The organism is Algoriphagus sp. NF, from assembly GCF_028823735.1.
GTDB lineage: Bacteria > Bacteroidota > Bacteroidia > Cytophagales > Cyclobacteriaceae > Algoriphagus > Algoriphagus marincola.
Genome location: NZ_JAPEIB010000007.1, coordinates 38,052 through 64,286, shown reverse-complemented (window position 1 = coordinate 64,286; position 26,235 = coordinate 38,052). Strand labels below are relative to the sequence as shown.

Here is a 26,235-nt window from a genome sequence, read left to right as displayed (position 1 = left end):
AGTACTGAAGTAGTAGAAGGGATTAATTTAACCTCAAAGGACGTTGAAGGATCTCGACCAAATCTCAACCGCTTTTGGATCAGGTATAAACCGGATGATATCTTCTTTTGCCTGTTCGAAATTTAGTGATTCGATTTTTTCTGAAAGTAGAATTTGAAGATCCTTTAATGAAGCTTCCTGCTTAAGATGTCCTGATTCCATAGCCCTCACAGAGAAGTGTTGAAGATGGATAGCATGACCATGTCGGATATACCATTCTAAGTCAAACCAGTCTCTTCCTTTTACTCTGGATTTCCATTGCCTAAAGAGTAAGGCATGCATTTTTCCTGCAAACAAGTCTTCGATTTTGAAGCTATTTACATAAAAAGAGAAAGGCCTGAGAAGCAGTTTATTTTCTGTCTGAAATGAAAGTGGAGGAAAAGTATCTACTTCCAGTTTGATTTTTAGGGTGGGTTTGGTGACAGGTAAGGGAAAAGCAGTTTGTTCCAGGATCAATTCTTTCCAATTGGTTTCAGCCTTAAGGAAGGCTGATTCAATTTGTGAATTGATCGACTTTGGTTTTTCCCTTATCGAAACCTGCATTCCCAAAGCTTCAAATTCTTCAATCAAATAGGGTAAGTAGGAATTAATGGAGAATTCCCTTGTTTTCTCCAAAAGAGAAAAATCCAAATCCTCCGAGAAGCGTGGCAATTCATAAAAAATCCTTAAACATGTCCCTCCGTAAAAGGCAGCTATTTTGAAAAATCCAGCCCTATAAAGTCCAGCCAAAGCTACCTCCTGCATGATTTCCCGAAGGGCACCCAGTAGTTGCTCCTCGCTTTTGGGATTGTATTCCTCGATCCATTTGGTAATCATGGCTGTTCGAGGGTTTGGGTAAAAAGGGATAAACTCGATTTTTTGGGTGAAAAGGGAATCCAAGATTTCATTTCTTCCAAGTCAAATTGGGTAAGGTCGCTTAGGTTGATTCGAAGGTCATCTTCTAGAAATCGGGCAACATCTATTTTGCTTCGAAACAAGATACCCGAAGTAAAGACTATCTTATCCCAAATTGCCTTTTCTGGTTTGGCGATTATAAAGAATCCTGATTTTGGATTCCCTAGATTACTGAGTCCAAGTGAGAAATAGCTGGGTTTTACATGGATGTAATCAAATACTCCAAGATCAGTTTGGAAAGTTTTACTAGGTCTTGTGGTGACTGAACTTGTCTGATAGACCCGTTCGGGAATAAGTCCATGGAATGAGAGGGCGGATTCCAATGAGATATAACTTGGGCCGTAGAGTTGGTTGGCTAGGAGAAAGGGGTGAGGGACGAGATCCGAAATTCGCTTTCCCAAGACATAAAGCCCTTTTTTGATCTGTACCAAATCCCCAGACTTTACCCAATAGTTGATTTTATCGTAGGGCCTACGGTAATCTCTAAGTAGTGGTAAAATTGCCGAAGTAGCCAAGGGAAAGTTTCCTAATCCTTTTAGCGCCAAAAGTTCATTCATATGTCAAAAATATAGATATAATTCGGAAATATTCCGAATTAGGTATGAAAAAATTACAATTTTGAGTCAATTGTAAATTTACATCGATAGCACGAATTACCTTCGTAACCTGGACTTATATCCTCCAAGGGACCTAGAGCCCTTGGAGAGTTTTTGCCATCACTTCCTGTGTTTCCTCAAATCCCTGATATCCACACACCACTGCTTCAAAACCCTCCAGTTTTCCAAGGTGCTTTAGCGCCAAAGGATTACCAAAATGAACCAAAATACAAGGTTTGCTTTTTGCTAATTCCTTGATCTCATCCAATACCTCTTGATCCATTCCAAACTGGTTTAATGGCTTGTGGCTGGGTACAAATACGGCGATAATTACTTTTTCGAACTGTTCAATTGGAGAAAATTCAAGTTTGATATCCTGAGAAAAGCGGCTGGAATCTTGGGTGAAAAATTCTTGAAAACCCAGCTTTCCTTCTCTTGCCAAGGCTTGAAGTTCAGCAGATTTTATCTCACCTGAAATGACAGAAACGTAATTTTCCGCCAGCTCCTTTTGCAGTTGGGAATGGCTCTCCCAATCAAAAGTTGGTACTTCAATAGGCTTAAAGTCCAGCACGCCCAAGCGCTTTTTCAAGTCCATGATTTTTTGAAAAACCACCTCGACATGTTCATCAGAGGCCTTCTGACTGATTGTTTCAATTCCCTCTTTCACATGATCCGAAAAGCACAGAATATCATTTCCGGCATGGAAGGCCTGCCATTCAAGCTCTCCGGGTTCGGGATACATATTGGCCACTGCTTTCATATTCAGCGCATCGGAGATAACGAGGCCTTGAAAACCCATTTCTTCCTTTAACAAATCGGTAATTAACGCTCGGCTGATACTTGCAGGAATATCTTTTCCTCCGGTCAGTGCAGGCACTGCCAAATGTCCAACCATAATCATTTCCACCCCTCGGTCGATTCCGTATTGAAAGGGAAACAGTTCTTCAGCTTCAAGTTCTGCTTTGGTTTTCTCCAAGATTGGTAAACCCAAATGAGAATCAACCGCTGTATCCCCATGTCCTGGGAAGTGTTTCAAACAAGCTCCAATCCCTGCTTTTTTCATACCCGTGTAAGCAGCGAAGGAAAGTTTGGCAACTTTCTCTGGATCATCTCCAAAAGAGCGATAGCCGATCACCGGATTATTGGGGTTGGTATTGACGTCAGCACAGGGAGCCAAATTGAGATGAATTCCCGAACGCTTCATGTCCATTCCCATGCGATAGCCGACTTCCTCAACCCATTTTTCAGGATCTTTTTTTAATGCGCCCAAGGTGATGGCAAAGGGATACTGAGGTGTTTTTTCGATTCGCATGGCCAAACCATATTCCCCGTCTATGCTGATCAATAAAGGGATTCTTGAAAGGGCTTGATAGCGATTGATCAATCCGATTAATTTTTCAAAAGTATCTTCAGTGTCTAGTGATTCCGCCCGTTTTTCGAAATTTGCTGCAGCAGAATGACGGCTGTGAAAAAAAGTCAGTCCACCAATTTCCTGCTCCTGAATCAATTTTTCTATAGCCAGATAATTTTCCTCGGAATCATGGATAAAAGCAGCAGGAGAAAAGCATTGAGCGATTTTTTGATGTTTGTTCATGTAATAATTATTCTTTAGACACTTCGTTATTCAACATTCGGTGTTCAATGTTCATTATTAAAATGTCGAATATCGAACGCTGAACATCGAATGTCGAAGATTCAGCTTTCTAACTTCTTCCCAAACTCCCTCGGATACTTCACCAGATAGGCCATTACAAAGCTCGGAATCGTGGCGATTACCACCCAAAGGAAGAATCCGGGATAATTTAGCCACTCCTGCATGTAACCCGAAATCATCCCCGGAATCATCATTCCCAAAGCCATAAATCCAGTAGCCAAAGCATAATGTGCAGTTTTGAAAAGACCCTCGGCCAGATAAATCAAAAAGACCATGTAGGCAGCAAATCCAAAGCCGTAGCCCAACTGCTCAATCAAAACAACAATTGCCGGGAAATAAAAGCTTTCAGGCTGCTGCCAAGAGAGTAAAACGTAACCCAAGTTCGGAGCATTGATCGCAATCGCCATGGGTATCATCCATCGACCCAAGCCATGCCGGGAAATCACAATTCCGCCAACAATCCCACCAACCAACAAAGCAATCACGCCGAGGGTCCCGTATAGAAAACCTACTTCAGAAACAGTCAGGCCTAGACCACCTTCCGATCGATCATCCAAAAAGAATGGTGAGGCCATCTTCACTAATTGTGATTCACCCAAGCGATAAAAAAGCACGAAAGCCAGTGAAAGGCCAATATTCTTCTTCGTAAAAAAGGTGCTAAATACCTCCCCAAAACTTGGCCGATCTGCCTTTTCTACCCGCCTCTCGATCACATTGGGTGTGGATAGGAAATTTATGACCGTGAGTAACAACATGAGTCCTCCGACACCAATCATCGTCCAAGACCAAGCTTGCGTTGGATCTCCAAACGTCTCCTCCAAATAGCCTGCTGCTATGACAATCAGCCCCTGTCCGGTAATCATTCCTACCCGGTAAAAGGTGCTTCGCATCCCTACGAAAAAACTCTGCTGATCAGGTTTCAAGGCAATCAGGTACAGGCCGTCTGAAGCAATATCATTAGTGGCGGAAGCGAAAGCTCCCATCCAAAAGAAAGCGAGTGTAATTACAAAAAACTGATTCAATCCGGTGGTTAGACCTACTCCTAGGAATGCCAGGGAAAGTATAAACTGCATACTCAGAAACCACTGCTTTTTATTTCCAAAAAGCTCCAAAATTGGACTCCAAATGGGTTTGATCACCCAAGGTAAGTAAAGAAAAGAGGTGTAAAGTCCGATATCGGAATTAGAAACCCCCAAGCTTTTGTACATAATCACCGAGACTGTAATGATAATGACATACGGGACAGATTCGGTCAAATACAGAGAGGGCACCCAAATCCATGGGTTCTTGCTAGAATTTTGGGTCATGATTTTTTTAGTAAATGCTGGTAAATACTGACTTCTGAGCTATCGATGATTTTTGCTCCTACAGCCTTTTCATAAAATTCTGCCGGCCCCACTCCCCCGATTATCGCGTAGACATAACCCAATTCCCGAAGCGATTCCAAGGATTTAATCAGTAGAACTTTTCCTATTCCTTTCCCGCGCTCGGACTCTAGAGTACCTGTTGGGCCGAAAAAATTCTTGGCTGTAGACTCATAGCAAGCAAAACCCAAAATCTCATTTCCCCGCTGGGCTATCCAGCAACTTACCGGCTGTCTACTAAATGCAACTTCTACTTCCGACTTCCAGTAGGCGCCAAACTGCTCCATCACCCAATCACAAACCAATGCCTTTTCTGGAGCTATGGCCCTCCGAAAAATGATTCCCTCTTTTGTGGAAAGCCTATTCTCTATGTCTAGTGAAGAAGGCAAATCTATCAAACGAACGAGCATATCCTTCATGGCTTTATTTTTTTGGGGGTTTGAAATACCTGAGTTTGAACGATTCTACCAAAATGATCAATCCATCTGATCGCGAGATAATTGGTATTTAAACTACTCACTTCCAGCGCCCTTGCACGTTGACCCCCGACCCAAACTGTGTGAATTTCAGCTTCAGCGAGGGTGTTTAGCTCATCTGCTCCCTGCACCATGGCATAGCGAATGGCAGGGTCTAGAGGCTTTTCGAGTGATACCTTCGTCCAGTCTCTATTTGCTTCTACTTGTAAAACCTGAGGCGTTTCAATCAAGACTGGCTCAGTAGGTTCGAAAGCCGGTGGTAGGGTCGGACTATCATAGAGTTCTTGTTTGAGCAAGTTGGAGACATCCTGATTTTTGGAGAAAAGAGACTTTGCAGAGAAAAAGGCATTCCCCTGAATCTCCATAAGCGTTCGCGTGTATTGAACTTGATTATTGATCTCTTTGGGATTATCCCAGGCAATGTCTGCATTATCGCGAATCTTGTAGGGCCCGTTACCGATATAAACATTGGTTTGATAGCTATTGGCAGCCCACCAGTCATTGAGTTTGCGATAGCTAGCCAACTCATAGTCCATACTCCAGTACAGCTGGGGAATGAGGTAATCAATCCAACCGTTTTGCATCCAAGTCAAAGGGTCTGCATACAAGTCATCGTAGTTAGTTTGTCCAGCTCGGGTTGGAGAGCCTCTAGGATCTCTGTCCTGATTTCGCCACACTCCAAAGGGAGAAATCCCAAATTGCACCCAAGGCTTGCTTGTTTTCACGGTTTGATGAATAGCCTGGATCAAAGAATTGACGTTTTCCCTTCTCCAGTCTTCAATAGACTGACCTGGCTTTTTATATTTTTCAAAAGTCTTTTGATCTGGAAATTGCTGATTTTGAACCTTGTAAGGATAGAAATAGTCATCAAAATGAATAGCGTCAATGTCATACCCATCCACCAACTCCTTGATGACTGCCAAAAGCTTCTCCTTCACCTCAGGCAAGCCAGGGTTGTAATAGTATTTGGTGCCGTACTTGAGCATCCAATCGGGATGTTGGAAAAAATCATGTTCCTGACTCAAGGTTTCTGTTTTATCATCAAAAGTCGCGCGGTAAGGATTGAGCCATGCATGAAATTCTAAGCCCCTATCATGTGCCGCTTTGATCATCCAAGTCAATGGATTCTCTGAAGTTTGAGGTGCTAGGCCTTCCTTTCCTGTCAAATATCGAGACCAAGGCGCATACCGGCTCGGGTAAAAAGCATCTCCCGCAGCTCGTACCTGCACAATCACGGCATTGAAATTTAAATTCTTGTAGTGATCTAATAGGGCGAGAAAATCCTCTTTCTGCTTAGACCAACTGTCCGTTCCAGACTCTGGCCAATCAATATTAACTACCGTAGCAATCCAAACGCCTCTGAATTCACGTGGAATTTCCGGCATCTCAAAAGAAAGTGGTTGGAGCAAAACGGGGGAATCAGGCAGAGGTCTAGTCGGCACTTCTTCATCCTTTACCTCAGGGGTATCTGTTTTGATATCTTGTCGGTCTTGCGAAAACTCCTGTTGAGATTTACAAGCGAAAATGGATACTAGTAACAGCGCAAAAACAAATTTTGAATTGACCTTCATTAAAAATTACAGTTGAGGAAGTGGTTTTAATCCAAGGTCTGAAAGGTTTTTGCGAAGCTTCTCCATAAACTCATCTCCTGGATCAGTTTTCACAGTGCGGTAATCTGGGTCGGCCTCCTTCCACAGTGGAGTGTCCTGGAAAAGTTGGTATTCATGATGCCCGATTACGTAGTCAATGGCCGGGTATTTTTTGCGGAGATAGCGAATCAATTCCTCGTTTGCACGAAGCTGGGCAGAAGTCAAAGGAGCGTCAGGTCCTCCCACATTTTCTATCCCCACAGCGCAATAATTCAACCCAATAGTGTGTCGGGCAAAGGTGGTATCGGGCAAAAGCCGAAAAATCGTTCCATCCCGATCTATCAAAAACTGACTTGATACATTCAGATTGCCGGCACTTGTCAGATCTTCCCTTCCTCCCAAAGTCGGGGAATCAAAAACATCGAATGTCACCTCTACATTGTCGATAGCTGTCCAATGGACTACGACCATTTGGGGCTCGATAGTGGCCTGAGCTTTTTCCAATCCGTGACGGTCTTTTAAGTATTGAATGGAAAGCTGCTCGCGCTCAGCATTCCAAGTTATCGGCTTATCAATGATTCGAAAAGTAGCCTCCTGTTGGGATTTACAGGAGAGAAAAAGTAATGGTATCAGTAGGCTAAAGATGAAAGGGTGAGTTTGGTGCTTCTTCATATTTTGGGTCAAATTTTGAATAGTACTCGATAGCTAAACTACCTAGAAATTTGCAGGATTGAGAAGAAAATCCCGCAATTTTTTGCAAAGCACATCTAAAATGCCGGATTTTTTGCAAGTTTTTGCTGTTTTGATTAGCTTCCAAAAACAATCAACCCAAAATGCTTAAAGAAGAACGGCAAAAGTTCATTCTCGACCAAGTACATCTTCATCACAGAGTTTTGCTCAATGACCTCGCAGAAGCACTCGAAGTCTCTATCGATACCGTTCGTCGAGATGTCAAAGAACTCGACAAGGAAAAAAAGCTAAAAAAGGTCCATGGTGGAGCCACATCATTTGGCTTCATGAATTTTTCCAAAGAAGATGGAAATACTTATCTCCTTTCTAAAAAGATTAAAATTGCCGAAAAGACCGTTTCATTACTTTCCGAAGGTCAAGTCATCCTGATGAGCGGAGGTACAACCAATTTGGAGGTGGCAAAGATGATCCCCAGGAAATTTCCATTGACAGTCTTTACGCCCAGTTTGCATATCGCTGTACAGCTTTTAGAGTTGCCGGAAGTAGAAGTTTTCTTTTTGGGCGGAAAGCTACAGCACGAATCAAAATTTGCCATTGGAGGCACAGTAGTCAATGCGCTCAATCGACTCAAAGTAGACCTTTGCATTCTAGGCACCGGCTATTTAGACGCTGAGGCAGGACTCACAGAATTTGACTGGGAAGTCATCCAGGTGAAGCAGGCGATGATTCAAGCTGCCAAAAGGACGATTATCCTATCCGTATCGGATAAGTTGCATAGTGTTCAAAAATACCGGACCTGCAGCCTAACGGAAGTTAACACCTTGGTGACCGAATTGGATCCGATGGATTCCAAGCTCGACGCTTTCCGACCTTTTCATCTGAAGATCGTTTAGAGCCTAGACACCTCTCCCACTTTCTTTTAGCTCAATGTCAGTCAAGTCAGCTATTTTGACTGGCTTCTTGGATTCGATGCTATTTCGAGCTGCGATACCTACCAAAATTGACATGGCTCCATCTCGACTTCCAGCCGATTGACGCCAAGGATCAGCCATTTCAGGATCTTTGAAAAGCTTATCCTTGAGACGGGTATCGCCTCCACCATGACCTCCACCTCCGTGGGGTATGACTACCTCCTTTCGCTCCCCAAAGTTGGTTGTCAGGTAAAGCACATCTTCGGCTTTTTCCTCCCAAGGCTGTCTTTCTTTGATCCATGCCTCGAGCCGACCTTTCGTCCCATTAAATGCGATGCGGTAGCCTTCATAAGGCGAATAGGTGGTCAGGGAGTAACTAACCTGAACCTTATTTTTATACTTGATTTGCACGGCCATTTTATCGTAGATATCCACGTCCTCGCGGAATACACATCCATCTCGATCATAGCCATCATATTGAGCATTATCCACATAAAGCTTTTTCAAATGCTCATTTCTGGTAATGTCCCAGAAGAAGTCACAATTATCTTTGTGCGGACAGCTACGACAATTTTTTCCTCGGAATGGTCCATTTTTTCCATAAAATTCCAACTCTCCGAAAGCAAAAACTTCCTCGGGATCTGAATCTATCCACCAATTCAACAAATCGAAATGGTGTGTTGATTTATGCACCAATAGCGACCCTCCAAATTCTTTTCTGCGATGCCACCTTCTGAAATAATCGGCTCCATGGTACACATCGAGATACCAGTGAAAGTCTACTGATGTCAACTCTCCAATATCTCCTGCTCGAAGGATCTCATACATTCGCTGCCTATGAGGAGAATAGCGGTAGTTAAAGGTAACGATCAACTTCTTGCCTGATTTCCGCTCTGCATCCAAAATCGCCTGGCACTTAAACTCATCAGTGGTCATGGGTTTTTCGGAAATGACATGAATCCCATTTTCCAATCCTTTGATAATATACTCATGATGGGTGCTGTCCATGGTGGTGACAATCAACACATCCGGCTTGGTCTCTTTAATCATCTGATCACCATCTGTAAATACCGGACAATCTACCCCGATAAATTCCCTTCCATATCGCAAGCGCCCTTCATTGATATCACACAAGCCGACAAACTCCACTAGTTCACCATAGACCCTGACCACATCTCTTCCAAACATGGTAGTTCCCCGTATCCCTGTTCCTACCAGCGCCAATCGCATCTTTTGATTCTTTTTTTCCTTTTCAAAAAGTGAAAGCGCTTCAGCTACAGGATGAACAAACATGCTTCCGGCAAGTAGTCCTCCTGTCAAGGCAATAAAGTCTCTTCTGGATTGGGCGTCTTTTGGGTCCATCATATTTTGGGTTTGAGTTTAAAAGATTAATTTAATTAATCTCGGATTGTTTACAGAATCTTTAATCGGAATCGATTTCATTAAGCAAAAAAATATTTCCTTAAACCTCGGATGCCCTAATTTAGTATGTTTGAATATGAATCAAAACGCCACCATTGAGCGAAACATCTCCATCAGCAGTTTACTGCGAATCAGCAGACCTATCAATTTACTGCTGGTGGCATTCACACAGCTGATGACGGCCTATTTCCTGGTGGAAACTAGTCAGACAGGACTTCCTGTATTGGAGGACTTCAAGCTGTATATTTTGATTCTGTCCACCTTGATCATTACTGCTGCAGGCTACATGATCAATGATTATTACGATGTCAAAATTGACTATGTCAATCGTCCCAATGAGGTCATCGTCGGAAAAGGCATCAAGAGACGAGTGGTCATATTTCTGCATACCATTTTCAATTTTACCGGTATTGGGCTTGGAGTGTTGGTTGCGCCTAGAATAGGCCTAGTCAACTTCATCGCAGCCTTTCTTCTTTGGCTATACAGTAACCAACTCAAAAGAAAACCTTTCATCGGCAATCTCACGGTGGCTTTCCTCACAGGACTCTCGGTCTATTTGGTAGCCTTTTATTATCAAAAAAATGAGCTGTTAGTCTTTACTTATGCCATTTTCGCCTTTTTTCTCAACCTTATCCGCGAAATCATCAAGGACATCGAAGACCGGGATGGGGACAGAAAGCATGGCTGCCAAACGCTTCCTATCGTACTGGGATTCCGAAAGACCAAGCAAGTAATTTTCATTATTGCCATCTGCTTTGTATCTGCGATCAGCATTGTGACTATAGAGCTCAACAAGCCAGAACTATTCTACTATTTCGGGATTTTAGGCTTCTTTTTCATCTGGTTTATGCGGAAAGTTTACGTTTCGGATCGCAAAGCACACTTTACCGAGTTGAGTACTTTTGCAAAAATCCTGATGCTTGTCGGCACCCTAAGTATGGGTTTTTTGTAAAGTGAAAAAACGAGTAATCGGCTAAATTTTAGCAATTCCACAACATTCGGGATATTTTTATAAAAATTCTTCATCAATGAAGCATCCCAGCACCCTAGTCATTAAAATCGGCTCAAATGTACTGACTCAAGCAGATGGCCTGCCCGATCTTGGCAGAATGGAGCATTTGGTCGGTCAAATTATGCAGCTTTTGAAAGCCGGAAACAAACTTGTGCTGGTAAGCTCCGGTGCGGTGGCTTTTGGTAGACAGGCGGTAACTATTCCAGAAAAACTTAACCCAATCAGCAAGCGCCAAATTTGGGCAGCTACCGGTCAGGTTCATCTGATCGAGGCTTATCAGCGGCTTTTCCAAATACAGGGACAATCAGTAGCCCAAATCTTGGTGACCAAGGAGGATTTTAGGGATCGAAAGCATTTTCTGAACATGAAGAACTGCATGGAAGGGCTGATGCAGCAAAACATTCTTCCGATCGTCAATGAAAACGATACGGTTACGATCACGGAGTTGATGTTTACAGACAATGATGAACTCGCTAGTTTAACAGCGGCCATGGTCAATGCCGACAGTCTGATTCTTCTTTCCAATGTAGATGGCATTTTCACCGGAAACCCTGCAGACCCAGATTCAAAACTCATCGAATGGGTTTCCTCTGATACCAAAGACCTCTCTGAATACATCTCCGCTGCCAAATCCTCCTTTGGAAGAGGTGGTATGCTGACCAAGTTTTCTACCGCAAAAAAATCTGCCGACTTGGGAATCAATGTCATCATTGCGAATGGGAAGCGAGATGGGGTTTTGGAGGAATATCTTTCAGGGAAACTTGCCTGCACCCATTTTGAACCGAAAAAGAAAAAACAAGCTCCGAAAAAATGGCTAGCCCATGGCGCTCAATACTATAAAGGAGAAGTCTTTATCAACGAGGGAGCCAAAGCTTCATTAACTTCAGCTGTCATTCGCAGCCTCCTTCCCGTCGGAGTCACTCGGATAGAGGGTGAATTCTCCAAAGGTGACATTTTGCTGATTCGGGATGAAAAAGGAATAAAGATAGGCTTAGGAAGAGCCGAGTATTCATCCAAATCAGCGGTTGAAAAGCTTGGTCAAAAGAACCAAAAAGCCCTAATCCACTACGATTACTTATACTTATTTGACCATGACTGATTACAATGATATTTTCCAATCTGTCAAAAACAAGTCCCGAAAACTCATTGCTATTTCGGAAGAGCAGGTACAAAAATTGCTTACCGAATTAGCAGAAGTGGCGGTAAAGCAGGCTGATTTTATTTTGGCAGAAAATCAGAAAGACCTAGAGCGGATGGATTCAGACAATCCTATGTATGATCGCTTATTGCTAACACCTGCTAGACTTGAGGGAATCGCTGAGGAGATCAGACAGGTTAGTCTACTCCCTTCACCATTGCATTTGAAATTGGAAGAAAAGCTACTTCCCAACGGATTGTATTTGGAAAAAGTCACGGTGCCTTTGGGGGTTTTAGGAATCATCTATGAGGCTAGACCTAACGTTACATTTGATGTATTTTCCATTGCTTTGAAATCCGGAAATGGCTTGATTTTGAAAGGAGGTTCGGACGCGGATTATTCCAATAGGGCAATCATCTCTGTCATTCATGAAGTTTTAGAGAAGAATGGAATTCCTACTGAAGCTTTCCAACTGCTGCCAGCAGATCGGAAAGCTACCAAGGCCCTTTTGGAGGCGGTGGATTATGTGGATGTCATCATTCCTCGAGGCTCTCAAGGCCTGATCAATTTTGTGCGAGAGCATGCCAAAGTTCCGGTCATTGAGACAGGTGCGGGGATCGTCCATACCTATGTAGATGAAACTGCCGATTTGGAGAAAGCCAAGGCAATTATTCACAATGCCAAAACCCGAAGACCGAGTGTATGCAATTCCTTGGATTGCTTGATTGTCCATCAAAGTCAATTAAAAAATTTGAATGAGTTGATTCAGCCTTTGTTGGAAAGTGAAGTAAAAATCTATGCAGATGAGCAGGCTTTTAGCAACTTGGAAAATCATGAATTGATACAAAAAGCGATGCCAGAGCATTTTGGAACCGAGTTTTTGAGTTTGCAATTGGCTATCAAAACAGTGGACAGCCTGGAGGAGGCGATTGCTCATATTTCGACATTTTCTTCCAAACATTCTGAGGCAATTGTTTCAGAGAGTCAGGAAAACATACGGCGATTCCTTTTGGAAGTAGATGCCGCAGCTGTCTATTCCAATGCTTCCACGGCTTTTACTGATGGGGCTCAGTTTGGACTTGGTGCTGAGATCGGAATTTCCACCCAAAAACTGCATGCACGTGGTCCGATGGCTTTGAGGGAATTAACTAGCTATAAGTGGGTAATAAGGGGAAATGGGCAGGTGAGGAAATAATCTAATAGACTAGATAATTTGTTGTTCCTCTAATTTCCATCATGAAATTTGGTCTTGATTCTAGGTTTTCCAGTGGTTTTAAACAGTTGTCAATAACCTCTATTAGATCCTTATTTGAAATATTTCCCAAAGTAATCCAAAGAAGTTTTTTTGGAACTTTTTTCAAAAGGTAGCTATGTCTAAAATCAGAATCTTTGGAAATGAGAATAAAATCAAAATCATCACAGTACTCTGAAATTTCTGAATCCTTAGATCGATATCCATTTAGAATATTATTGACGTGGATGGTCTCAAATCCTTTTTCACTCAAAAATTTTACAAGCTTAAAAGAGATATGGACATCGCATAAAAATCTCATCCCTATCCATTCAAAACTCCTGAAAGAGAAGCTCTGGCAAATTTGATAGCCTCAAAAATATCTTCTTTTTCAAGTTCTGGATGATCTTCTAAAATTTCTTCAATAGACATCCCAGAAGCCAGCAAATCCAGCAAGACTTCTACGGGCCAACGCATTCCACGAATCGTCGGCTTTCCGTGACAAATTTCGGGATCTATCGTTATCCTTTTGAAAGAATTCATATTCTAATATACTGACTTAGATTATTTTAACGAATAAATCTACCCAGTAAGTTTCCTTACTTTTTGTGCCGATCAATCAGCACCTCCATCACCTCATCCAATTCATATCCTTTGGCCTCCAAAAGGACGAGATAGTGAAAAAGTAGATCTGCAGCCTCACCCAAAAACAATTCCTTATTGTCATCCTTGGCTTCGATGACGATTTCTACCGCTTCCTCTCCTACTTTCTGAGCGACCTTGTTGATACCTTTGGCAAACAGCGAAGCCGTGTAAGACTTGTCCGATGGATTATTTTTTCTATCCTTGATGATTGCTCTCAGTTGATCGATAAAGCCTGTCTTGGACGAATTTTCTTCATCCCAGCAAGTATCAGAGCCAGTATGACAGACAGGTCCACGAGGATTTGCTTTTACTAAAATGGAATCCCCGTCACAATCTCCCGCAATCGAAACCAACTCCAAAAAATTCCCTGAAGTTTCCCCTTTGGTCCATAGCCTATTTTTACTTCGCGAGAAAAAAGTCACCATGCCGGATTCCTTTGTTTTCTCCAAAGCTTCCTCATTCATATATCCCTGCATCAAGACTTTGCCTGAAACAGCATCTTGTACGATGGCGGGAATAAGGCCGTTCATTTTTGAAAAGTCGATGTTCATGTTTTCTTTTTATTTGAAACACAGTGGAAATACTGTAGAAATATACCCTGACAAGTCAGGGTGAAATAAAAACGGAAAGAGTAAATCCAATATTTCGGCCCGTTTTAACGGGCCACATTTCAACGTATTTCGATTGTATTTCTCACATAACTATTTAAAACTTCGAGGTCTAAAAAACCTCAAGGGTTACTTTCTAATCGATATTCCCTCCCCAATCAAATAACTTTTCAATCCAGGAATAGGAATTTCTTTAAAGTGGAAAATACTCGCTGCCAAAGCAGCATCTGCTTTTCCAAAGGTAAACACATCTTTGAAATGAGGCATGGTACCCGCTCCTCCTGATGCAATCACAGGAATAGAAAGCGCTGACGAAATCTCAGCGGTGATTTCATTTGCAAAGCCTGCCTTCGTACCATCATGATCCATGGAAGTAAGTAGAATTTCACCTGCTCCTCGATCTGCTACTTCCTTTGCCCATTTCTGCGTTTGCAAAAGGGTTGGCTTCCTTCCCCCATGCGTATGTACATAGTCTGTTCCATCCACATCCCGGGTATCGATGGCGACCACGATGCACTGCGAACCGAACTCCCGAGCCATTTCATCAATCACACCTGGATTTTTGACCGCTGCCGAATTAATGGAGATTTTATCTGCACCAGCATTTAGCAAAACCTTCACATCTTCCACTGTGGAAATTCCTCCTCCGACAGTAAAGGGAATATTGATCGCCCTGGCAACCTTAGTCACCAATTCAGCCAGGGTTTTTCGCTTATCTACCGTAGCAGTGATATCCAAAAAGACCAGTTCGTCTGCTCCTTCATCTGAGTAGACTTTGGCTAGTTCTACCGGATCACCTGCATCCCGCAATTGTACAAAGTTGACACCCTTGACGGTGCGACCGTCTTTGATATCGAGGCAGGGGATGATTCTTTTGGTTAACATTTTCGGATTGGAAAATTTTAAAATTGAAAGATTGGAAAATTAAGTTCCAAAGTTGGCCTATCGATTAAATTTTGCTAGTTCCTCTAAACTCACCTTTCCTTCATAATAAGCTTTTCCAACAATGGCTCCATAGACCCCAATTTTCTCCAATTCTTCTAAATCCTTGACTGAGGATACTCCTCCACTAGCTATCAATTTTAGATCAGGAATCTCTTCCATGATTTCTTGATACAATTCCACTGATGGACCTTGTAGCAAACCGTCTTTAGCCACATCTGTGCAGATCACATAGCGAACTCCCAGTTGGAAATAGGACTTTATGAAAGAAATCAGCTCTTGTTCGGTGGTCTCCTCCCAACCATGAATAGCAATCTTGCGGTCTTTAGCATCAGCTCCCAAGATAAGTTTTTCCGGACCGTAGGTAATCAACCAAGATTTGAACATGTCAGGCTTTTTTACCGCTACGGAACCTCCCGTCACCTGAGATGCACCAAGGTAAAAGGCTTTTTCGATCTCTTCTTCACTTTGAACTCCTCCTCCAAAATCCACTTTCAAACTGGTTTTCTGAGTGATATCCAATAGCACCTGATCATTGACGATGCGTTTGGCTTTGGCACCATCCAAATCTACTAAGTGAAGTCTTTGGATGCCCGCGTCTTCGAAACGCTTGGCCATTTCAACGGGATCGTCGTGATATTCTTTTTTGCTGCTGTAATCGCCTTGACTGAGACGAACACACTTACCATCTATTAGGTCTATGGCGGGAATGATAAACATATTTTAGATACAAGAGCCAAGATTCAAGAATCTGGACACCTTTTTTTAATAGTTTGGATAATTATAAAGGTTTAGGCTCCCTGCCTATCGTCAGACAGGCGCTCGACCTGACCGGAATCCTTGTCAGGCTGAGCGGAGTCGAAGCCTAATTAAATGCCTAAGAAGTTGGAAAGCAACTTCTCCCCCACAGTACTGCTTTTCTCAGGATGGGCTTGAATCGCCCAATAATTATCCCGATGAAGAATAGCTGTAAAATCATGAATATAATGCGTGCTAGCAATCGTAGCATCACTCAATTCCGCATAGTAGCTATGCACATAATAGAGAAATTTTGGGTCAGGAAGATCCTTTAGAAGGACATTATCAGCCAGATTCTCCAACTCATTCCAGCCAATGTGGGGGACCTTGAATTCCTGAGAGTTTTCAGGGATAAAGCGTTTTACTTTCACCGGAAAAATCCCCAAGCATTCCGTATTATTCTCCTCTGAATGCTCGCAAAGTAATTGCAAACCCAAACAAACACCTAAAAAGGGTTGCTTAATTTCCCGAATCAACTGATCTAGTTTTCTGGCTTTGAGATAAGTCATTGCGGTACTGGCTTCTCCCTGACCAGGAAAAATAACCTTATCGGCATTTAATATTTTCTCAGGGTCATCGGTTAGCTCAGCATCTGCTCCCAATCGCTCCAGCGCATACAATACCGACTGCACGTTGCCGGAGTTGTATTTGATTACGGCTATATTCATTTTAATAAAGTCCGATGCACGGTGTCCGATGCCGGATGCCCTATCGGTCATCTGACACCGGACACCGGACAAATTCCTTGCTTATTGATTCTAGCTTCTTGTTTCTTTCGTTAACATTTCCTCCAAAACCGCTTCTATTTCCGGTATGGAGTTGTAAAGTTGCTCATAACTTTCGATCACGAAGTATTTATCTTGGAATTTATTCTTCCAATACTCCTGATTCATGATTCTTTTCACGTCATAAGGATAATGAGCAGGCTCATCAGAGAGAGAGAATTTGGTTTCACCTTTAGAGCTCAAAATCCCTGCTCCATATATGCGCAACTCTCCATTCTCCCGGATCAAACCAAACTCAATTGTAAACCAATAAATGCGGCTGAGCAACTGAATCGCCCAGGGATCATCGATATGCTTCAAGGCAATACCTGAAAGCTTCTCCAAAAAGTCCACATAAGGCTGATTGGTCAACATAGGCATATGGGCAAAGGCATCATGGAACATATCCGGCTCCTCGAGATAATCCAACTGCTCCATTTTTCGCAACCAGGTGGAAGAAGGAAATCTTCGGTTGTTTAGCAAGCCAAAGAACAAATCATCATCGATCAAGCCCGGCACAACTTGCACAGCCCATCCTGTAGTTTCCTTCAAAATCTTATTGAGTTCCTCAAAATTAGCAATGCGATCAGCAGTGAATTTTACAATCTCCACCCCGTCCAAATAAGCCTGAGAGGCTGCTTTTGGGAGGTTAGGCATTTGTCGCTCATAGAGAATCTTCCATACCTTAAAATCTTCCGCCGTGTATGCCTCATAGTCCTGCCTGAGGTCCTGCAATCGGGGGTCGCTAAAGATCCAGTTTTTCGGTTTATCAGTCATATTTCTATTTGGGTTTATACTTATCTAACTTTTAATTCTCGCTTGGGTTTTGTTTACCTATCATCCATGGGCTTTAAAACGAAAAAAGCCCATCCCGCAATTGGAATAGGCTTTAATATCGTTCGCAAGAAACCATACTTATCCCATTCCTTCATTGAAGCGGATAGTGGGAATGATGAATATAAGTTCTTGGAGTTGGACTCATAATCTAATTTGCTACTAAGATACTCAATAGGAGGTTTACAAAGCAAGTGCTTTTACAACAACTCAAATCCCTTTCTCATTGCGAAACTCTCCCGAATCCAATTAGCTAATCTGGCACTTTGGGCAAAATCCAAGGTTTGCTGTCCGTCTGAGTATGCTTTTTCCGGAATCTCATGGGATTCATAGATAACTCCATCAGCTCCAGCCATCACACCGGCTAAGGCCATCTGTGGCACATAAGAGCGAATACCAATACCATGAGAAGGATCCACAATCACAGGAAGATGAGATTTGGCTTTCAAAATCGGAATCGCATTCAGATCCAAGGTGTTTCTTGATGCCTTTTCGTAAGTTCTAATTCCTCGCTCACAGAGAATCAGTTTTTCATTTCCTCCAGAGAAAACATACTCAGCAGACTGAAGCAATTCTTCTATCGTACCAGAAATACCCCGTTTGATCATTACGGCTTTATCCACTTTACCGAGTTCATCGAGCAGGTTGAAATTTTGGGAGTTTCTAGCCCCTACCTGATAAATGTCTACATAAGGATACATCTCTTCGATTTGGGAGGTCTGCATCACTTCGGTGACTATTTTGATACCAGCCTCGGAGGCTATTGAGTGCCAAAGCTTGAGTCCATCAATACCCATACCTCGGAAAGCATAAGGAGAAGTTCTTGGCTTGAATACACCACCACGCATCATTCGGATTCCGTTTTCGACGCAATGAGCGACCACATTTCGAATCTGCTCTTCCGACTCGATGGAACAGGGACCTGTGATGATCGCCATTTCTCCATCCTTGATAAATACCCCGTCGCCCAAGTCGATGGAAGTTGGTTTGGCCTTCCATTTTTTGGAAACCAGTTTGTATTCATCAGAGACAATATGTATATCCCGGATGCCATCGAGTTGGCCGATTTTACGGATATCAAAATCTTTCTTGCCAATACCGATCAGGTAATCCCCCAATTGAGTCTTGACCTCTGTAGTTTTATAGCCGATTCCGTTGACCTTATCGATCAAGGTTTCCTTTTGCTTGGAAGAAATATCGGGTTGTAGTTGAATAATCATTTTTATGTGCGATTTACGAAATACGAATTACGAGTCTTCCCAACTCTTTTTGGTTAATTGTATGAATTGGGTTGATTTAAAGGATTTTCAAATCTGACGCAGCGGACAAGAGCTTTCAATTTTTCAATACAGATTGTAAATAGTTCTTAATATCCTCACCTAAATCCTTTGAGTCTTTGATAGTTTTGATAAAAGCCGAACCGATAATGGCTCCGTGGCTGTAGCTTGAAGCAGTTGTGAAGGTTTCTGCATCAGAAATCCCAAAGCCGATTAGACGAGGATTTTTAAGATTCATATCCTGCACCCGTTTGAAATAGGTGATTTGCTCCTCGCTGATTCCACTTTTTGCTCCGGTGATCGAATGTGATGAAACCATATAAATAAAGCCATCTGTATTTTCATCGATCTCACGTATACGCTTTTCGGAGGTTTGTGGGGAAATCAGGAAGGTGTTCACTAATCCATATTCTTCGAAAAGCGATTTGAATTCATCCAAATACTGCTGCATCGGCAAATCAGGGACGATCAAACCATCAATCCCAACCTCCTTGCACTTTTTACAGAAGTCCTCCATTCCAAACTGAATGATTGGATTCAAGTAACCCATCAAGACTACGGGAATATGGATTTTGGCACGAAAGCCCTTCAGTTGCTCAAAAAGCTTCTTCATGCTCATGCCATTTTCCAAGGCAATCTTATTGCTATCCTGAATGGTCGGACCATCGGCAATCGGATCGGAATATGGAACACCGATTTCGATAATATCAGCACCACCTGCTTGAATGGCCTCCATCACCGGAATCGTATCTTCCAAATGGGGAAAACCAGCCGTAAAGTAGATCGAGAGCACCCGCTCCTGCTTGTTGTTGAATAAATAATGTATTCGGTTCATTTTTAAATACGATTTACGAAATACGAAATACGAGGCTTGTTGAGCTTTTGACCCTGGAGCTTAATCTATTCGTAAATTCAAATTGATGTTTTTTTGCGATTGAAAGAGGCTTTTCGATTGAGGTTCAAAATCCATCCGTACTTCGTTCTTCAAACTACCTACTTCCCTCAATATCCCCCCCATTTAATATAAGTCTCCAGATCCTTGTCCCCTCGGCCGGAAAGGTTGATCACAATAACGTCATCTTTGCGGTACTCAATCATGTTCAATGCATGAATAGCATGGGCTGTCTCAATAGCTGGAATGATTCCTTCTGTGCGGCTGAGTAGAATCCCCGCTTGCATGGCATCTTCATCTTCCACGGCCACGAATTCTCCCCGACCGATATCGAATAGATGCGCATGAACAGGTCCGATTCCAGGATAATCCAAGCCTGCAGAAATTGAATGCGGTTCGACCACTTGACCATCTTCGGTCTGCATCAGAATCGTCTTGGAACCATGTAAAATACCGGGCGTACCCAAAACGGTGGTTGCAGCCGATTTACCACTACTGATTCCCAATCCTGCGGCCTCAGCTGCAATCAATCGAACATCAGGAGTATTGTAATAGTGATAAAAGGCACCTGCTGCATTCGATCCTCCACCCACACAAGCGATGACCAAATCCGGGTTTTCGCGTCCTTCTTTCTCCTTCAGTTGCCATTTCATCTCCTCTGAGATCACCGATTGGAATCGGGCTACCATCTCAGGATAAGGATGCGGGCCTACTACCGAACCGATGATATAATGTGTATCCACGGGATTGTTGATCCACTGACGCATAGCCTCATTGGTCGCATCCTTGAGTGTACGCGAACCTGAAGTTGCAGGGACTACCTTTGCCCCAAGGATTTTCATCCGCTCCACATTGGGACGCTGACGCTCTATGTCCAGTTCTCCCATGTACACGGTACAGTCCATCCCCATCAGTGCACAAACCGTCGCTGTAGCTACTCCGTGCTGTCCAGCTCCCGTTTCGGCGATGATTCGCTTTTTTCCGAGCTTCTTGGCCAAAATGATCTGACCGATGGTATTATTTACTTTGTGCGCACCGGTATGGCAAAGGTCTTCCCGCTTTAGGTAAATTTTTGCACCAAAGGTCTCGGACAATCGGCTGGCAAAATATAACGGCGTTGGTCTTCCCACAAAGTCCCTCAGCAAAAGCTGAAACTCTTGTTGGAATTCCTCTGAGGCCACAATAGACTCGTAATTATCTCTCAACTCCTCGATATTGGGATGGAGCATCTCAGGGATGTATGCACCTCCAAACTTTCCATAAAAACCCTTTTCATCCACTCTTATCATATCTTCTCCAGTTTAAATGGCCTCTTGTGACAGAAGCTTTTGTTTAAATTTTTTCAATTTTTCAATATTCTTTAAGCCAGGCGCATCCTCAAATTTGGAATTCAAATCTACCCCGCTAAATTGTGGAATTTGGCGGTTCAAATTTAGAATTTCACCGGCACTTTCCTCATCCAACCCACCACTCAAAAGAAAGCTTTTGTCGAAGGGATAAGTTTCCAAAACAGACCAATCAAATTTCTTTCCCGAACCACCATGCGCGGCAGTCGCGGTATCGAAAAGGAATTTATCTACAAATGGCAAGTAGCCTTCCAAACTTCCCCAATCAATCTCCTCTTTCACGGATATCACCTTCCAAATCTCAGCTTCCGTATTTTGGGAAAGCCGCTCGGCAAATTCGGCAGATTCACTTCCATGTAATTGAATGGCTGAGAGTCCAAAAAGATTGACTTTTCGAAGAATTTCGATCTCCGTTTCGTTGACGAAAACCCCGACTTTTTTTACATCAACTTTATTGAAATCTATAGCTTTATCCTCTTTCACAAAGCGTGGGGATTTGGGATAGAAAATCAATCCCATCCAATCAGGCTTGACCTCCGAGATCAAACCTTGGATATTTCCCAACTCACGCATGCCGCAGACTTTGATTTCCATCAGACTTCTGATAATTCGCTCGCAGCTAATTTTTTAAACTCCTTGATGAAATTGTAAGCAGCTTGCTCCGGCCTACTCGATTTCATAAAATTCTCTCCGATCAGAAAACCGTCGAACCCAGCCTTCTTCAATTCAATAAGCGTTTTAGGATCTGAAATCCCACTCTCAGAGATTTTTACAAAAGAAGAAGGAATCGCTGAAACTAGCTCCAAAGAGGTATCGATGGAAACATCGAAAGTCTTCAGATTTCGGTTATTCACTCCTACAAGGTCCACTCCGTCATTTAGGCTTTTTTCCAATTCTTCTCCATCGTGAACTTCCAACAAAACCTCTAATCCCAGACTTTTTGCAAAGTATGCAAGTGACTTAAGCTTCTCTGGCTCCAAAGCCGCAGCTATCAAAAGAATGCAGTCTGCACCAATTGATTTGGCCTCGATGATTTGGTATTCATCCACCACGAAATCCTTCCGAAGAATCGGACAAAAGTTGAATTTGCGAGCGACTTTCAAATCTTCACTACTTCCACCAAAATACTCCTGATCAGTCAAAACGGACAAGGCAGAAGCCCCAGCCTGCATGTAGCCAATGCTGACCTGCTCTACCGAAGCAGCCCCATTTATCAGACCTTTCGAAGGTGATTTCCGCTTGAACTCAGCAATGATTCCGGATTTTTCAGGATCAGTCACATACTTTTTCATCGAAACCACCTTGCCATCGAAGAAGATGCTTTTTTCAAGCAGTTTGACTGGAATCAAGCTTTTGCGCTCGGCTACCTCTCGGTATTTGTCAGCAATTATTTTTTCTAAAATATTCATAATCAATGTTTAAGCGAATGAAACAGAGGTTTTTGGATTGACAAGACCATTGAATACATCAAAGGCTTTTCCGCTTAGCAATACCTCTCGTGCTTTCTCCACAGCATCCGGGAATGAGAGATCAGAGTTGGCGGTAACCAAAGCCGCCGCTGAATTGGCTAGGACGACCTCATTTTGAGCCTTCGTTCCTTTGCCTCTTAAGATATTTTCGAAGATTTTGGCGGATTCTTCCACAGTTTCGCCTCCTTTGATTTCTTCGGCATTCAGTTTAAAGAGTCCGATTTGCTCTGGCTTGAATAATTTTTCCCCAGAATTGGATATCATTTTAAAATCTCCCGTAAGCGAAATCTCGTCATAGCCATCCAAGGCATGTAAAATGGAAAATTGCGCATCACTTTCCTGATAGAGATAGGCATACAACCGGGCCAATTCCAAGCTAAAAACTCCCACCAATTGCTTCTTTGGAAAGCTTGGGTTGACCATTGGGCCAAGCATATTGAAAAAGGTTTTTACACCAAGCTCTTTTCGGATCGGAGCCACATTTTTCATCGCCGGGTGAAAAAGTGGTGCATGCAAAAAGCAAATACCTGCCTCGTCCAATGAGCGCCTGATTTCACTGATGTCATTGGTAAACTCATAGCCAAAATAAGCCAGCAAGTTTGAGGATCCACAAATCGAGGAAACCCCAGTGTTGCCGTGCTTGGCGACATTTTGCCCAGCTCCTGCGACGATGAAGGAAGAAAGGGTCGAAATATTGAAGGTATCCTTCCCGTCACCTCCCGTGCCACAAAGGTCCATGGCATCATATTCAGCAATCTCTACCGGCACACAAAGCTCAAGCATGGCCTCACGGAAGCCTCGAAGCTCCTCCACCGTGATCGAACGCATCAAATACACCGTCATAAAGGCTGCGACTTGAGAGGAATTATAGGCTCCTGTTGCCAGGTTTTTTAATACCTCACGAGCTTGACTTTGACTCAGAGTTTTATGCTCGATCAGTTGATTTAAAATTTCTTTCATTTTAAGGTTGATTTTGGGCAGAAATCAGGATTCCAACCAGTTTTGAATGATTTTGACTCCATTTTCGGTCAGGATACTTTCGGGATGAAACTGAACTCCTCTGACGGCAAAAGTTTTGTGGCGAACGGCCATGATTTGTCGGTCCGGAGTTCTTGCTATCACCTCTAGGTCTTGCGAAAGGGTGGATTCGTCAATGACCCAAGAGTGATACCTTCCAATAGGAAAAGTATCTGTGATTCCTTCGAAAAGCAAATCTTTTTCCACTTTCACCTGAGAAGCTACTCCGTGTAGGACTTCAGACAAATTGATCAAACCACCGCCAAAAGCCTCCCCAATCGCCTGATGTCCCAGGCAAACTCCTAGGATAGACTTCTCAGAAGAATACCTTTTCAATAATTCGGGCATGATCCCAGCCTCTTCTGGAATACCAGGACCGGGAGAAAGCAGGATTTTGTCGTATTGAGCAACCTCTTCCAAGGAAATCTTATCATTCCGAAAGACATCCATTTGATCTCCATAACCTAGCTGTCGGATGATATAAACCAGATTGTAGGTAAAGGAGTCGTAATTGTCGAGTACTAGTATTTTCATTTTTGGGATTGGAAAATTGAAAGATTAGAAGATTGTAAGATTACTTTTCATCCTTTCCTTTTTCGATTCTTTTCAAATTCTTTTAAATATTTGATTAGGCCTTTAACAGCACTAGAAAAGAGGACCAGGTCCTTGTAATTAAAATCATAAATTTCTTGGTTAATTTTTCCAGCTTTCATCATCAGAAATAGCTGACTTCTTAATTCTCCTGCGGAACCTTTAGCAATTTCTAAATACCGGATAAATTGACGGTTTCTATTATATTCAAAGCCTTCAGCAATATTGTTTGAGATCGAAATTGCAGCACCAATTAGCTGATCTTTAGCTCGATAATCCTTTAAGAGTTGTTCAGTTTCTACCAGTTTATAAATTCTAACTCCTATTTCTAACGCATGTTGCCAGATAGGCAAATCCTCAAATCGCTCGTATTTCGCCATAATCTTCCAATTTTTAAATCTTTCAATCTTTCAATTAAGCTAAATCAACCTTTCAACTTTCAAACCTTACAACCTTTAACTCCTAAAACCCCTTAAATCTCCTCCGCCGCCCTTAACGCGACTCTTAGCGCCTCCAGTTTATTCGCAACTTCCTGCAACTCGGAGGGAATGGAGGACTTGGCTACTACACCGGCTCCGGCTTGAAAGCGAAGCTGATTGTTTTCCGAGACAAAGGATCGGATCAAAATGGCATGGTTGAAATCTCCATTGAATCCCAAATAACCAATCGCGCCTCCATAAAACTGTCGACTTATATTTTCAAGGCCGTCGATGAGTTCCATTGCCCGGTATTTTGGAGCTCCGGAAAGTGTCCCGGCTGGGAAGGTATCTGCCACGAGTTGCAGGGGATTGGCTCCTTCCGGCAATTCTCCAGTCACTTTTGACACTAAATGAATGACGTGCGAATAGTATTGGATTTCTTTGAATACATCCACATTGACTACATCGGAAGAACGGGACAGGTCGTTCCGAGCCAGATCCACTAGCATCACATGCTCTGAATTTTCCTTCGGGTCATCATACAATTTGCGGGCAAGAGCGGCATCCTCTTGGTCATTTCCTGTACGACGGAAAGTACCTGCAATCGGATATATCGTTGCTTTTCGATTTTTGACCACAATCTGTGCCTCTGGAGAGCTTCCAAAAACCTTAAATGAACCATAATCGAAATAGAACAAATACGGCGAAGGATTGACGGAGCGAAGTGCACGGTACACATTGAATTCATCTCCTTTGAATTCTGTGGTAAACCTTCTGGAAAGTACGATCTGGAAGACATCACCTCTGAAACAATGCTCTCTTCCTTGATTCAGGATTTTTAGAAATTCCTCATCCGTGTAGTTGGAAACTTCCTCCCCGACTTTCTTGAAGGAATAGGCAGGGATATTTTTATTGTTGAGCAATTGCTCAATTTCAGCCATGTACTCCGGATTTTCAGCTCCGGCTACTCGGTGTTCGAAAAGATGAAGTTCATTTTTGTAATGATCGACCACAATTATGTTTTGATACATGGAATAGTGCATCATCGGCACCTCGTTGGGCTGAGTTTTACTCAGTTTGATATCCTCAAACCAGCCCACCGTATCATACTGGATATAGCCAAAAAGCCCATTTGTACTAAACTTGAACTTGTCTGGTGTTGGGTCAAATTTGTTTCCAAAAGCCCTCAGATGATCCATTAAAGGCTTTTTGGGAGTCACCTCGTAATTAAGCTCTTCTCCGTTCGGCAATTTTTCAGACACCTTCCCATCGTTGAAGGAAAAGGTAGCCAATGGATTGAAGCAAATGTAGGAGTAGCTATTTTCCTGGCCATGATAATCGGAGCTTTCCAGCAAAATCGGATTCGCAAAACGATCCCGAATCTGAAGGTAAATACTCACCGGGGTAATCGTATCAGCCAATCGCTTTTTGTAGGTGGTCAGAATAGGAAATTTCACGTGGTTCATGAGTGGTTATTTTTTGACATAAAAAAAAGCTTACCGGGGGAAACCAGTAAGCCTTTCATGTATTTCTTGCATTCAAATTTAGGCAAGGGCTTTCTGTGCTTTCCCCGGGAAAGTTTCAGTATGCCACCACCAATATTTGTTTGTGCTTTGT

Annotated in this window: 28 protein-coding genes; 4 read left to right on the top strand and 24 right to left on the bottom strand. The window is 42.7% G+C overall.

Annotated features, from left to right (window positions below; translation table 11 throughout):
• Positions 1-33: 33 nt before the first annotated feature.
• The 7 genes from OU792_RS04910 to OU792_RS04880 all read right to left on the bottom strand — a co-directional run bounded on the left by OU792_RS04910 (position 34) and on the right by OU792_RS04880 (position 7,284).
• Positions 34-855: a nucleotidyl transferase AbiEii/AbiGii toxin family protein gene (locus OU792_RS04910; RefSeq protein WP_274669630.1), complete on the bottom strand. Its 822-nt coding sequence runs from the start codon at positions 853-855 to the stop codon at positions 34-36.
• Positions 852-1,490, bottom strand: a complete 639-nt coding sequence (locus tag OU792_RS04905; RefSeq protein WP_134200591.1) for a type IV toxin-antitoxin system AbiEi family antitoxin domain-containing protein — start codon at positions 1,488-1,490, stop codon at positions 852-854. The genes OU792_RS04910 and OU792_RS04905 overlap by 4 nt, the downstream gene beginning before the upstream one ends.
• Positions 1,491-1,623: 133 nt before the next feature.
• Positions 1,624-3,123, bottom strand: coding sequence for a glycoside hydrolase family 3 protein (locus OU792_RS04900; RefSeq protein ID WP_134200589.1), 1,500 nt, complete (start codon positions 3,121-3,123; stop codon positions 1,624-1,626).
• Between the two features lie 101 nt (positions 3,124-3,224).
• Positions 3,225-4,490 carry an MFS transporter gene (locus tag OU792_RS04895; RefSeq protein WP_134200587.1) on the bottom strand — a complete coding sequence of 422 codons (1,266 nt, stop codon included), beginning with the start codon at positions 4,488-4,490 and terminating at the stop codon, positions 3,225-3,227.
• Complete coding sequence (locus OU792_RS04890) at positions 4,487-4,966, bottom strand: GNAT family N-acetyltransferase (protein ID WP_134200585.1); 480 nt, start codon at positions 4,964-4,966, stop codon at positions 4,487-4,489. The genes OU792_RS04895 and OU792_RS04890 overlap by 4 nt, the downstream gene beginning before the upstream one ends.
• The gene (locus OU792_RS04885) at positions 4,963-6,594 is read right to left on the bottom strand and encodes a glycoside hydrolase family 10 protein (protein WP_274669629.1); all 1,632 of its coding nucleotides are present in this window, start codon (positions 6,592-6,594) and stop codon (positions 4,963-4,965) included. Before OU792_RS04885 ends, OU792_RS04890 begins: the two co-directional genes overlap by 4 nt.
• A 6-nt stretch (positions 6,595-6,600) precedes the next feature.
• Positions 6,601-7,284, bottom strand: coding sequence for an N-acetylmuramoyl-L-alanine amidase (locus OU792_RS04880; RefSeq protein ID WP_274669628.1), 684 nt, complete (start codon positions 7,282-7,284; stop codon positions 6,601-6,603).
• A 161-nt stretch (positions 7,285-7,445) separates the two neighbouring features.
• On the opposite strand from OU792_RS04880, the gene OU792_RS04875 reads away from it, so the two are divergent.
• Positions 7,446-8,195, top strand: a complete 750-nt coding sequence (locus OU792_RS04875) for a DeoR/GlpR family DNA-binding transcription regulator (protein WP_274669627.1) — start codon at positions 7,446-7,448, stop codon at positions 8,193-8,195.
• Positions 8,196-8,198: 3 nt separating this feature from the next.
• Here OU792_RS04875 and OU792_RS04870 read toward each other — a convergent pair whose 3' ends face one another.
• Positions 8,199-9,578, bottom strand: a complete 1,380-nt coding sequence (locus OU792_RS04870; RefSeq protein WP_274669626.1) for a Gfo/Idh/MocA family protein — start codon at positions 9,576-9,578, stop codon at positions 8,199-8,201.
• A gap of 133 nt (positions 9,579-9,711) precedes the next feature.
• Between OU792_RS04870 and OU792_RS04865 the strand changes: the two genes are divergently transcribed.
• The 3 genes from OU792_RS04865 (at position 9,712) to OU792_RS04855 (ending at position 12,980) form a co-directional block, all read left to right on the top strand.
• Positions 9,712-10,587, top strand: coding sequence for a geranylgeranylglycerol-phosphate geranylgeranyltransferase (locus OU792_RS04865; RefSeq protein ID WP_024281643.1), 876 nt, complete (start codon positions 9,712-9,714; stop codon positions 10,585-10,587).
• Positions 10,588-10,663: 76 nt separating this feature from the next.
• Positions 10,664-11,746 carry a glutamate 5-kinase gene (gene proB / locus OU792_RS04860; RefSeq protein ID WP_274669625.1) on the top strand — a complete coding sequence of 361 codons (1,083 nt, stop codon included), beginning with the start codon at positions 10,664-10,666 and terminating at the stop codon, positions 11,744-11,746.
• A complete protein-coding gene (locus OU792_RS04855; RefSeq protein WP_274669624.1) occupies positions 11,739-12,980 on the top strand; it encodes a glutamate-5-semialdehyde dehydrogenase in 1,242 nt (413 codons plus the stop codon). The genes proB and OU792_RS04855 overlap by 8 nt, the downstream gene beginning before the upstream one ends.
• A gap of 1 nt (position 12,981) precedes the next feature.
• Here OU792_RS04855 and OU792_RS18665 read toward each other — a convergent pair whose 3' ends face one another.
• The 16 genes from OU792_RS18665 to OU792_RS04780 all read right to left on the bottom strand — a co-directional run bounded on the left by OU792_RS18665 (position 12,982) and on the right by OU792_RS04780 (position 26,084).
• The gene (locus tag OU792_RS18665) at positions 12,982-13,338 is read right to left on the bottom strand and encodes a DUF5615 family PIN-like protein (RefSeq protein ID WP_353890119.1); all 357 of its coding nucleotides are present in this window, start codon (positions 13,336-13,338) and stop codon (positions 12,982-12,984) included.
• A 2-nt stretch (positions 13,339-13,340) separates the two neighbouring features.
• On the bottom strand, positions 13,341-13,559 hold the full coding sequence (locus OU792_RS04850) for a DUF433 domain-containing protein (RefSeq protein ID WP_274669623.1): 219 nt from the start codon (positions 13,557-13,559) through the stop codon (positions 13,341-13,343).
• Between the two features lie 56 nt (positions 13,560-13,615).
• Positions 13,616-14,212 carry a bifunctional phosphoribosyl-AMP cyclohydrolase/phosphoribosyl-ATP diphosphatase HisIE gene (gene hisIE, locus OU792_RS04845; protein ID WP_134200570.1) on the bottom strand — a complete coding sequence of 199 codons (597 nt, stop codon included), beginning with the start codon at positions 14,210-14,212 and terminating at the stop codon, positions 13,616-13,618.
• Positions 14,213-14,398: 186 nt separating this feature from the next.
• Positions 14,399-15,154 carry an imidazole glycerol phosphate synthase subunit HisF gene (gene hisF, locus OU792_RS04840; protein WP_134200568.1) on the bottom strand — a complete coding sequence of 252 codons (756 nt, stop codon included), beginning with the start codon at positions 15,152-15,154 and terminating at the stop codon, positions 14,399-14,401.
• 57 nt (positions 15,155-15,211) lie between these two features.
• A complete protein-coding gene (gene hisA / locus OU792_RS04835; protein ID WP_134200566.1) occupies positions 15,212-15,931 on the bottom strand; it encodes a 1-(5-phosphoribosyl)-5-[(5-phosphoribosylamino)methylideneamino]imidazole-4-carboxamide isomerase in 720 nt (239 codons plus the stop codon).
• A 149-nt stretch (positions 15,932-16,080) separates the two neighbouring features.
• Positions 16,081-16,677: an imidazole glycerol phosphate synthase subunit HisH gene (gene hisH, locus OU792_RS04830; RefSeq protein ID WP_274669622.1), complete on the bottom strand. Its 597-nt coding sequence runs from the start codon at positions 16,675-16,677 to the stop codon at positions 16,081-16,083.
• A gap of 90 nt (positions 16,678-16,767) precedes the next feature.
• The gene (locus OU792_RS04825) at positions 16,768-17,550 is read right to left on the bottom strand and encodes a phenylalanine 4-monooxygenase (protein ID WP_274669621.1); all 783 of its coding nucleotides are present in this window, start codon (positions 17,548-17,550) and stop codon (positions 16,768-16,770) included.
• A gap of 257 nt (positions 17,551-17,807) precedes the next feature.
• Positions 17,808-18,827, bottom strand: coding sequence for a 3-deoxy-7-phosphoheptulonate synthase (gene aroF, locus OU792_RS04820; RefSeq protein ID WP_222582668.1), 1,020 nt, complete (start codon positions 18,825-18,827; stop codon positions 17,808-17,810).
• A gap of 115 nt (positions 18,828-18,942) precedes the next feature.
• On the bottom strand, positions 18,943-19,719 hold the full coding sequence (trpA, locus tag OU792_RS04815) for a tryptophan synthase subunit alpha (RefSeq protein ID WP_274669620.1): 777 nt from the start codon (positions 19,717-19,719) through the stop codon (positions 18,943-18,945).
• 167 nt (positions 19,720-19,886) lie between these two features.
• Complete coding sequence (trpB, locus tag OU792_RS04810) at positions 19,887-21,065, bottom strand: tryptophan synthase subunit beta (protein WP_274669619.1); 1,179 nt, start codon at positions 21,063-21,065, stop codon at positions 19,887-19,889.
• Positions 21,066-21,077: 12 nt separating this feature from the next.
• The gene (locus tag OU792_RS04805; RefSeq protein ID WP_274669618.1) at positions 21,078-21,716 is read right to left on the bottom strand and encodes a phosphoribosylanthranilate isomerase; all 639 of its coding nucleotides are present in this window, start codon (positions 21,714-21,716) and stop codon (positions 21,078-21,080) included.
• On the bottom strand, positions 21,716-22,531 hold the full coding sequence (trpC, locus tag OU792_RS04800; protein WP_274669617.1) for an indole-3-glycerol phosphate synthase TrpC: 816 nt from the start codon (positions 22,529-22,531) through the stop codon (positions 21,716-21,718). The genes OU792_RS04805 and trpC overlap by 1 nt, the downstream gene beginning before the upstream one ends.
• A gap of 9 nt (positions 22,532-22,540) precedes the next feature.
• Positions 22,541-23,551, bottom strand: a complete 1,011-nt coding sequence (gene trpD, locus OU792_RS04795; RefSeq protein WP_274669616.1) for an anthranilate phosphoribosyltransferase — start codon at positions 23,549-23,551, stop codon at positions 22,541-22,543.
• A gap of 24 nt (positions 23,552-23,575) precedes the next feature.
• A complete protein-coding gene (locus OU792_RS04790; RefSeq protein WP_222582662.1) occupies positions 23,576-24,142 on the bottom strand; it encodes an anthranilate synthase component II in 567 nt (188 codons plus the stop codon).
• A 47-nt stretch (positions 24,143-24,189) separates the two neighbouring features.
• A complete protein-coding gene (locus OU792_RS04785) occupies positions 24,190-24,579 on the bottom strand; it encodes a four helix bundle protein (protein WP_026944827.1) in 390 nt (129 codons plus the stop codon).
• A gap of 92 nt (positions 24,580-24,671) precedes the next feature.
• Positions 24,672-26,084 carry an anthranilate synthase component I family protein gene (locus tag OU792_RS04780; RefSeq protein WP_134200549.1) on the bottom strand — a complete coding sequence of 471 codons (1,413 nt, stop codon included), beginning with the start codon at positions 26,082-26,084 and terminating at the stop codon, positions 24,672-24,674.
• Between the last annotated feature and the right edge of the window lie 151 nt (positions 26,085-26,235).

Coding starts and splice junctions, on each gene's coding strand:
- hisIE (WP_134200570.1), bottom strand. CDS start 14,212: ATGAACATCGACTTTTCAAAAATGAACGGCCTTATTCCCGCCATCGTA.
- OU792_RS04805 (WP_274669618.1), bottom strand. CDS start 21,716: ATGGAAATCAAAGTCTGCGGCATGCGTGAGTTGGGAAATATCCAAGGT.
- OU792_RS04850 (WP_274669623.1), bottom strand. CDS start 13,559: ATGAATTCTTTCAAAAGGATAACGATAGATCCCGAAATTTGTCACGGA.
- OU792_RS04890 (WP_134200585.1), bottom strand. CDS start 4,966: ATGAAGGATATGCTCGTTCGTTTGATAGATTTGCCTTCTTCACTAGAC.
- trpD (WP_274669616.1), bottom strand. CDS start 23,551: ATGAAAGAAATTTTAAATCAACTGATCGAGCATAAAACTCTGAGTCAA.
- OU792_RS04895 (WP_134200587.1), bottom strand. CDS start 4,490: ATGACCCAAAATTCTAGCAAGAACCCATGGATTTGGGTGCCCTCTCTG.
- trpC (WP_274669617.1), bottom strand. CDS start 22,531: ATGAATATTTTAGAAAAAATAATTGCTGACAAATACCGAGAGGTAGCC.
- OU792_RS18665 (WP_353890119.1), bottom strand. CDS start 13,338: ATGAGATTTTTATGCGATGTCCATATCTCTTTTAAGCTTGTAAAATTT.
- hisH (WP_274669622.1), bottom strand. CDS start 16,677: ATGAATATAGCCGTAATCAAATACAACTCCGGCAACGTGCAGTCGGTA.
- hisF (WP_134200568.1), bottom strand. CDS start 15,154: ATGTTAACCAAAAGAATCATCCCCTGCCTCGATATCAAAGACGGTCGC.
- trpA (WP_274669620.1), bottom strand. CDS start 19,719: ATGAACCGAATACATTATTTATTCAACAACAAGCAGGAGCGGGTGCTC.
- proB (WP_274669625.1), top strand. CDS start 10,664: ATGAAGCATCCCAGCACCCTAGTCATTAAAATCGGCTCAAATGTACTG.
- OU792_RS04790 (WP_222582662.1), bottom strand. CDS start 24,142: ATGAAAATACTAGTACTCGACAATTACGACTCCTTTACCTACAATCTG.
- hisA (WP_134200566.1), bottom strand. CDS start 15,931: ATGTTTATCATTCCCGCCATAGACCTAATAGATGGTAAGTGTGTTCGT.
- OU792_RS04865 (WP_024281643.1), top strand. CDS start 9,712: ATGAATCAAAACGCCACCATTGAGCGAAACATCTCCATCAGCAGTTTA.
- OU792_RS04780 (WP_134200549.1), bottom strand. CDS start 26,084: ATGAACCACGTGAAATTTCCTATTCTGACCACCTACAAAAAGCGATTG.
- OU792_RS04885 (WP_274669629.1), bottom strand. CDS start 6,594: ATGAAGGTCAATTCAAAATTTGTTTTTGCGCTGTTACTAGTATCCATT.
- trpB (WP_274669619.1), bottom strand. CDS start 21,065: ATGATAAGAGTGGATGAAAAGGGTTTTTATGGAAAGTTTGGAGGTGCA.
- OU792_RS04825 (WP_274669621.1), bottom strand. CDS start 17,550: ATGACTGATAAACCGAAAAACTGGATCTTTAGCGACCCCCGATTGCAG.
- OU792_RS04900 (WP_134200589.1), bottom strand. CDS start 3,123: ATGAACAAACATCAAAAAATCGCTCAATGCTTTTCTCCTGCTGCTTTT.
- aroF (WP_222582668.1), bottom strand. CDS start 18,827: ATGATTATTCAACTACAACCCGATATTTCTTCCAAGCAAAAGGAAACC.
- OU792_RS04785 (WP_026944827.1), bottom strand. CDS start 24,579: ATGGCGAAATACGAGCGATTTGAGGATTTGCCTATCTGGCAACATGCG.
- OU792_RS04855 (WP_274669624.1), top strand. CDS start 11,739: ATGACTGATTACAATGATATTTTCCAATCTGTCAAAAACAAGTCCCGA.
- OU792_RS04870 (WP_274669626.1), bottom strand. CDS start 9,578: ATGATGGACCCAAAAGACGCCCAATCCAGAAGAGACTTTATTGCCTTG.
- OU792_RS04875 (WP_274669627.1), top strand. CDS start 7,446: ATGCTTAAAGAAGAACGGCAAAAGTTCATTCTCGACCAAGTACATCTT.
- OU792_RS04910 (WP_274669630.1), bottom strand. CDS start 855: ATGATTACCAAATGGATCGAGGAATACAATCCCAAAAGCGAGGAGCAA.
- OU792_RS04880 (WP_274669628.1), bottom strand. CDS start 7,284: ATGAAGAAGCACCAAACTCACCCTTTCATCTTTAGCCTACTGATACCA.
- OU792_RS04905 (WP_134200591.1), bottom strand. CDS start 1,490: ATGAATGAACTTTTGGCGCTAAAAGGATTAGGAAACTTTCCCTTGGCT.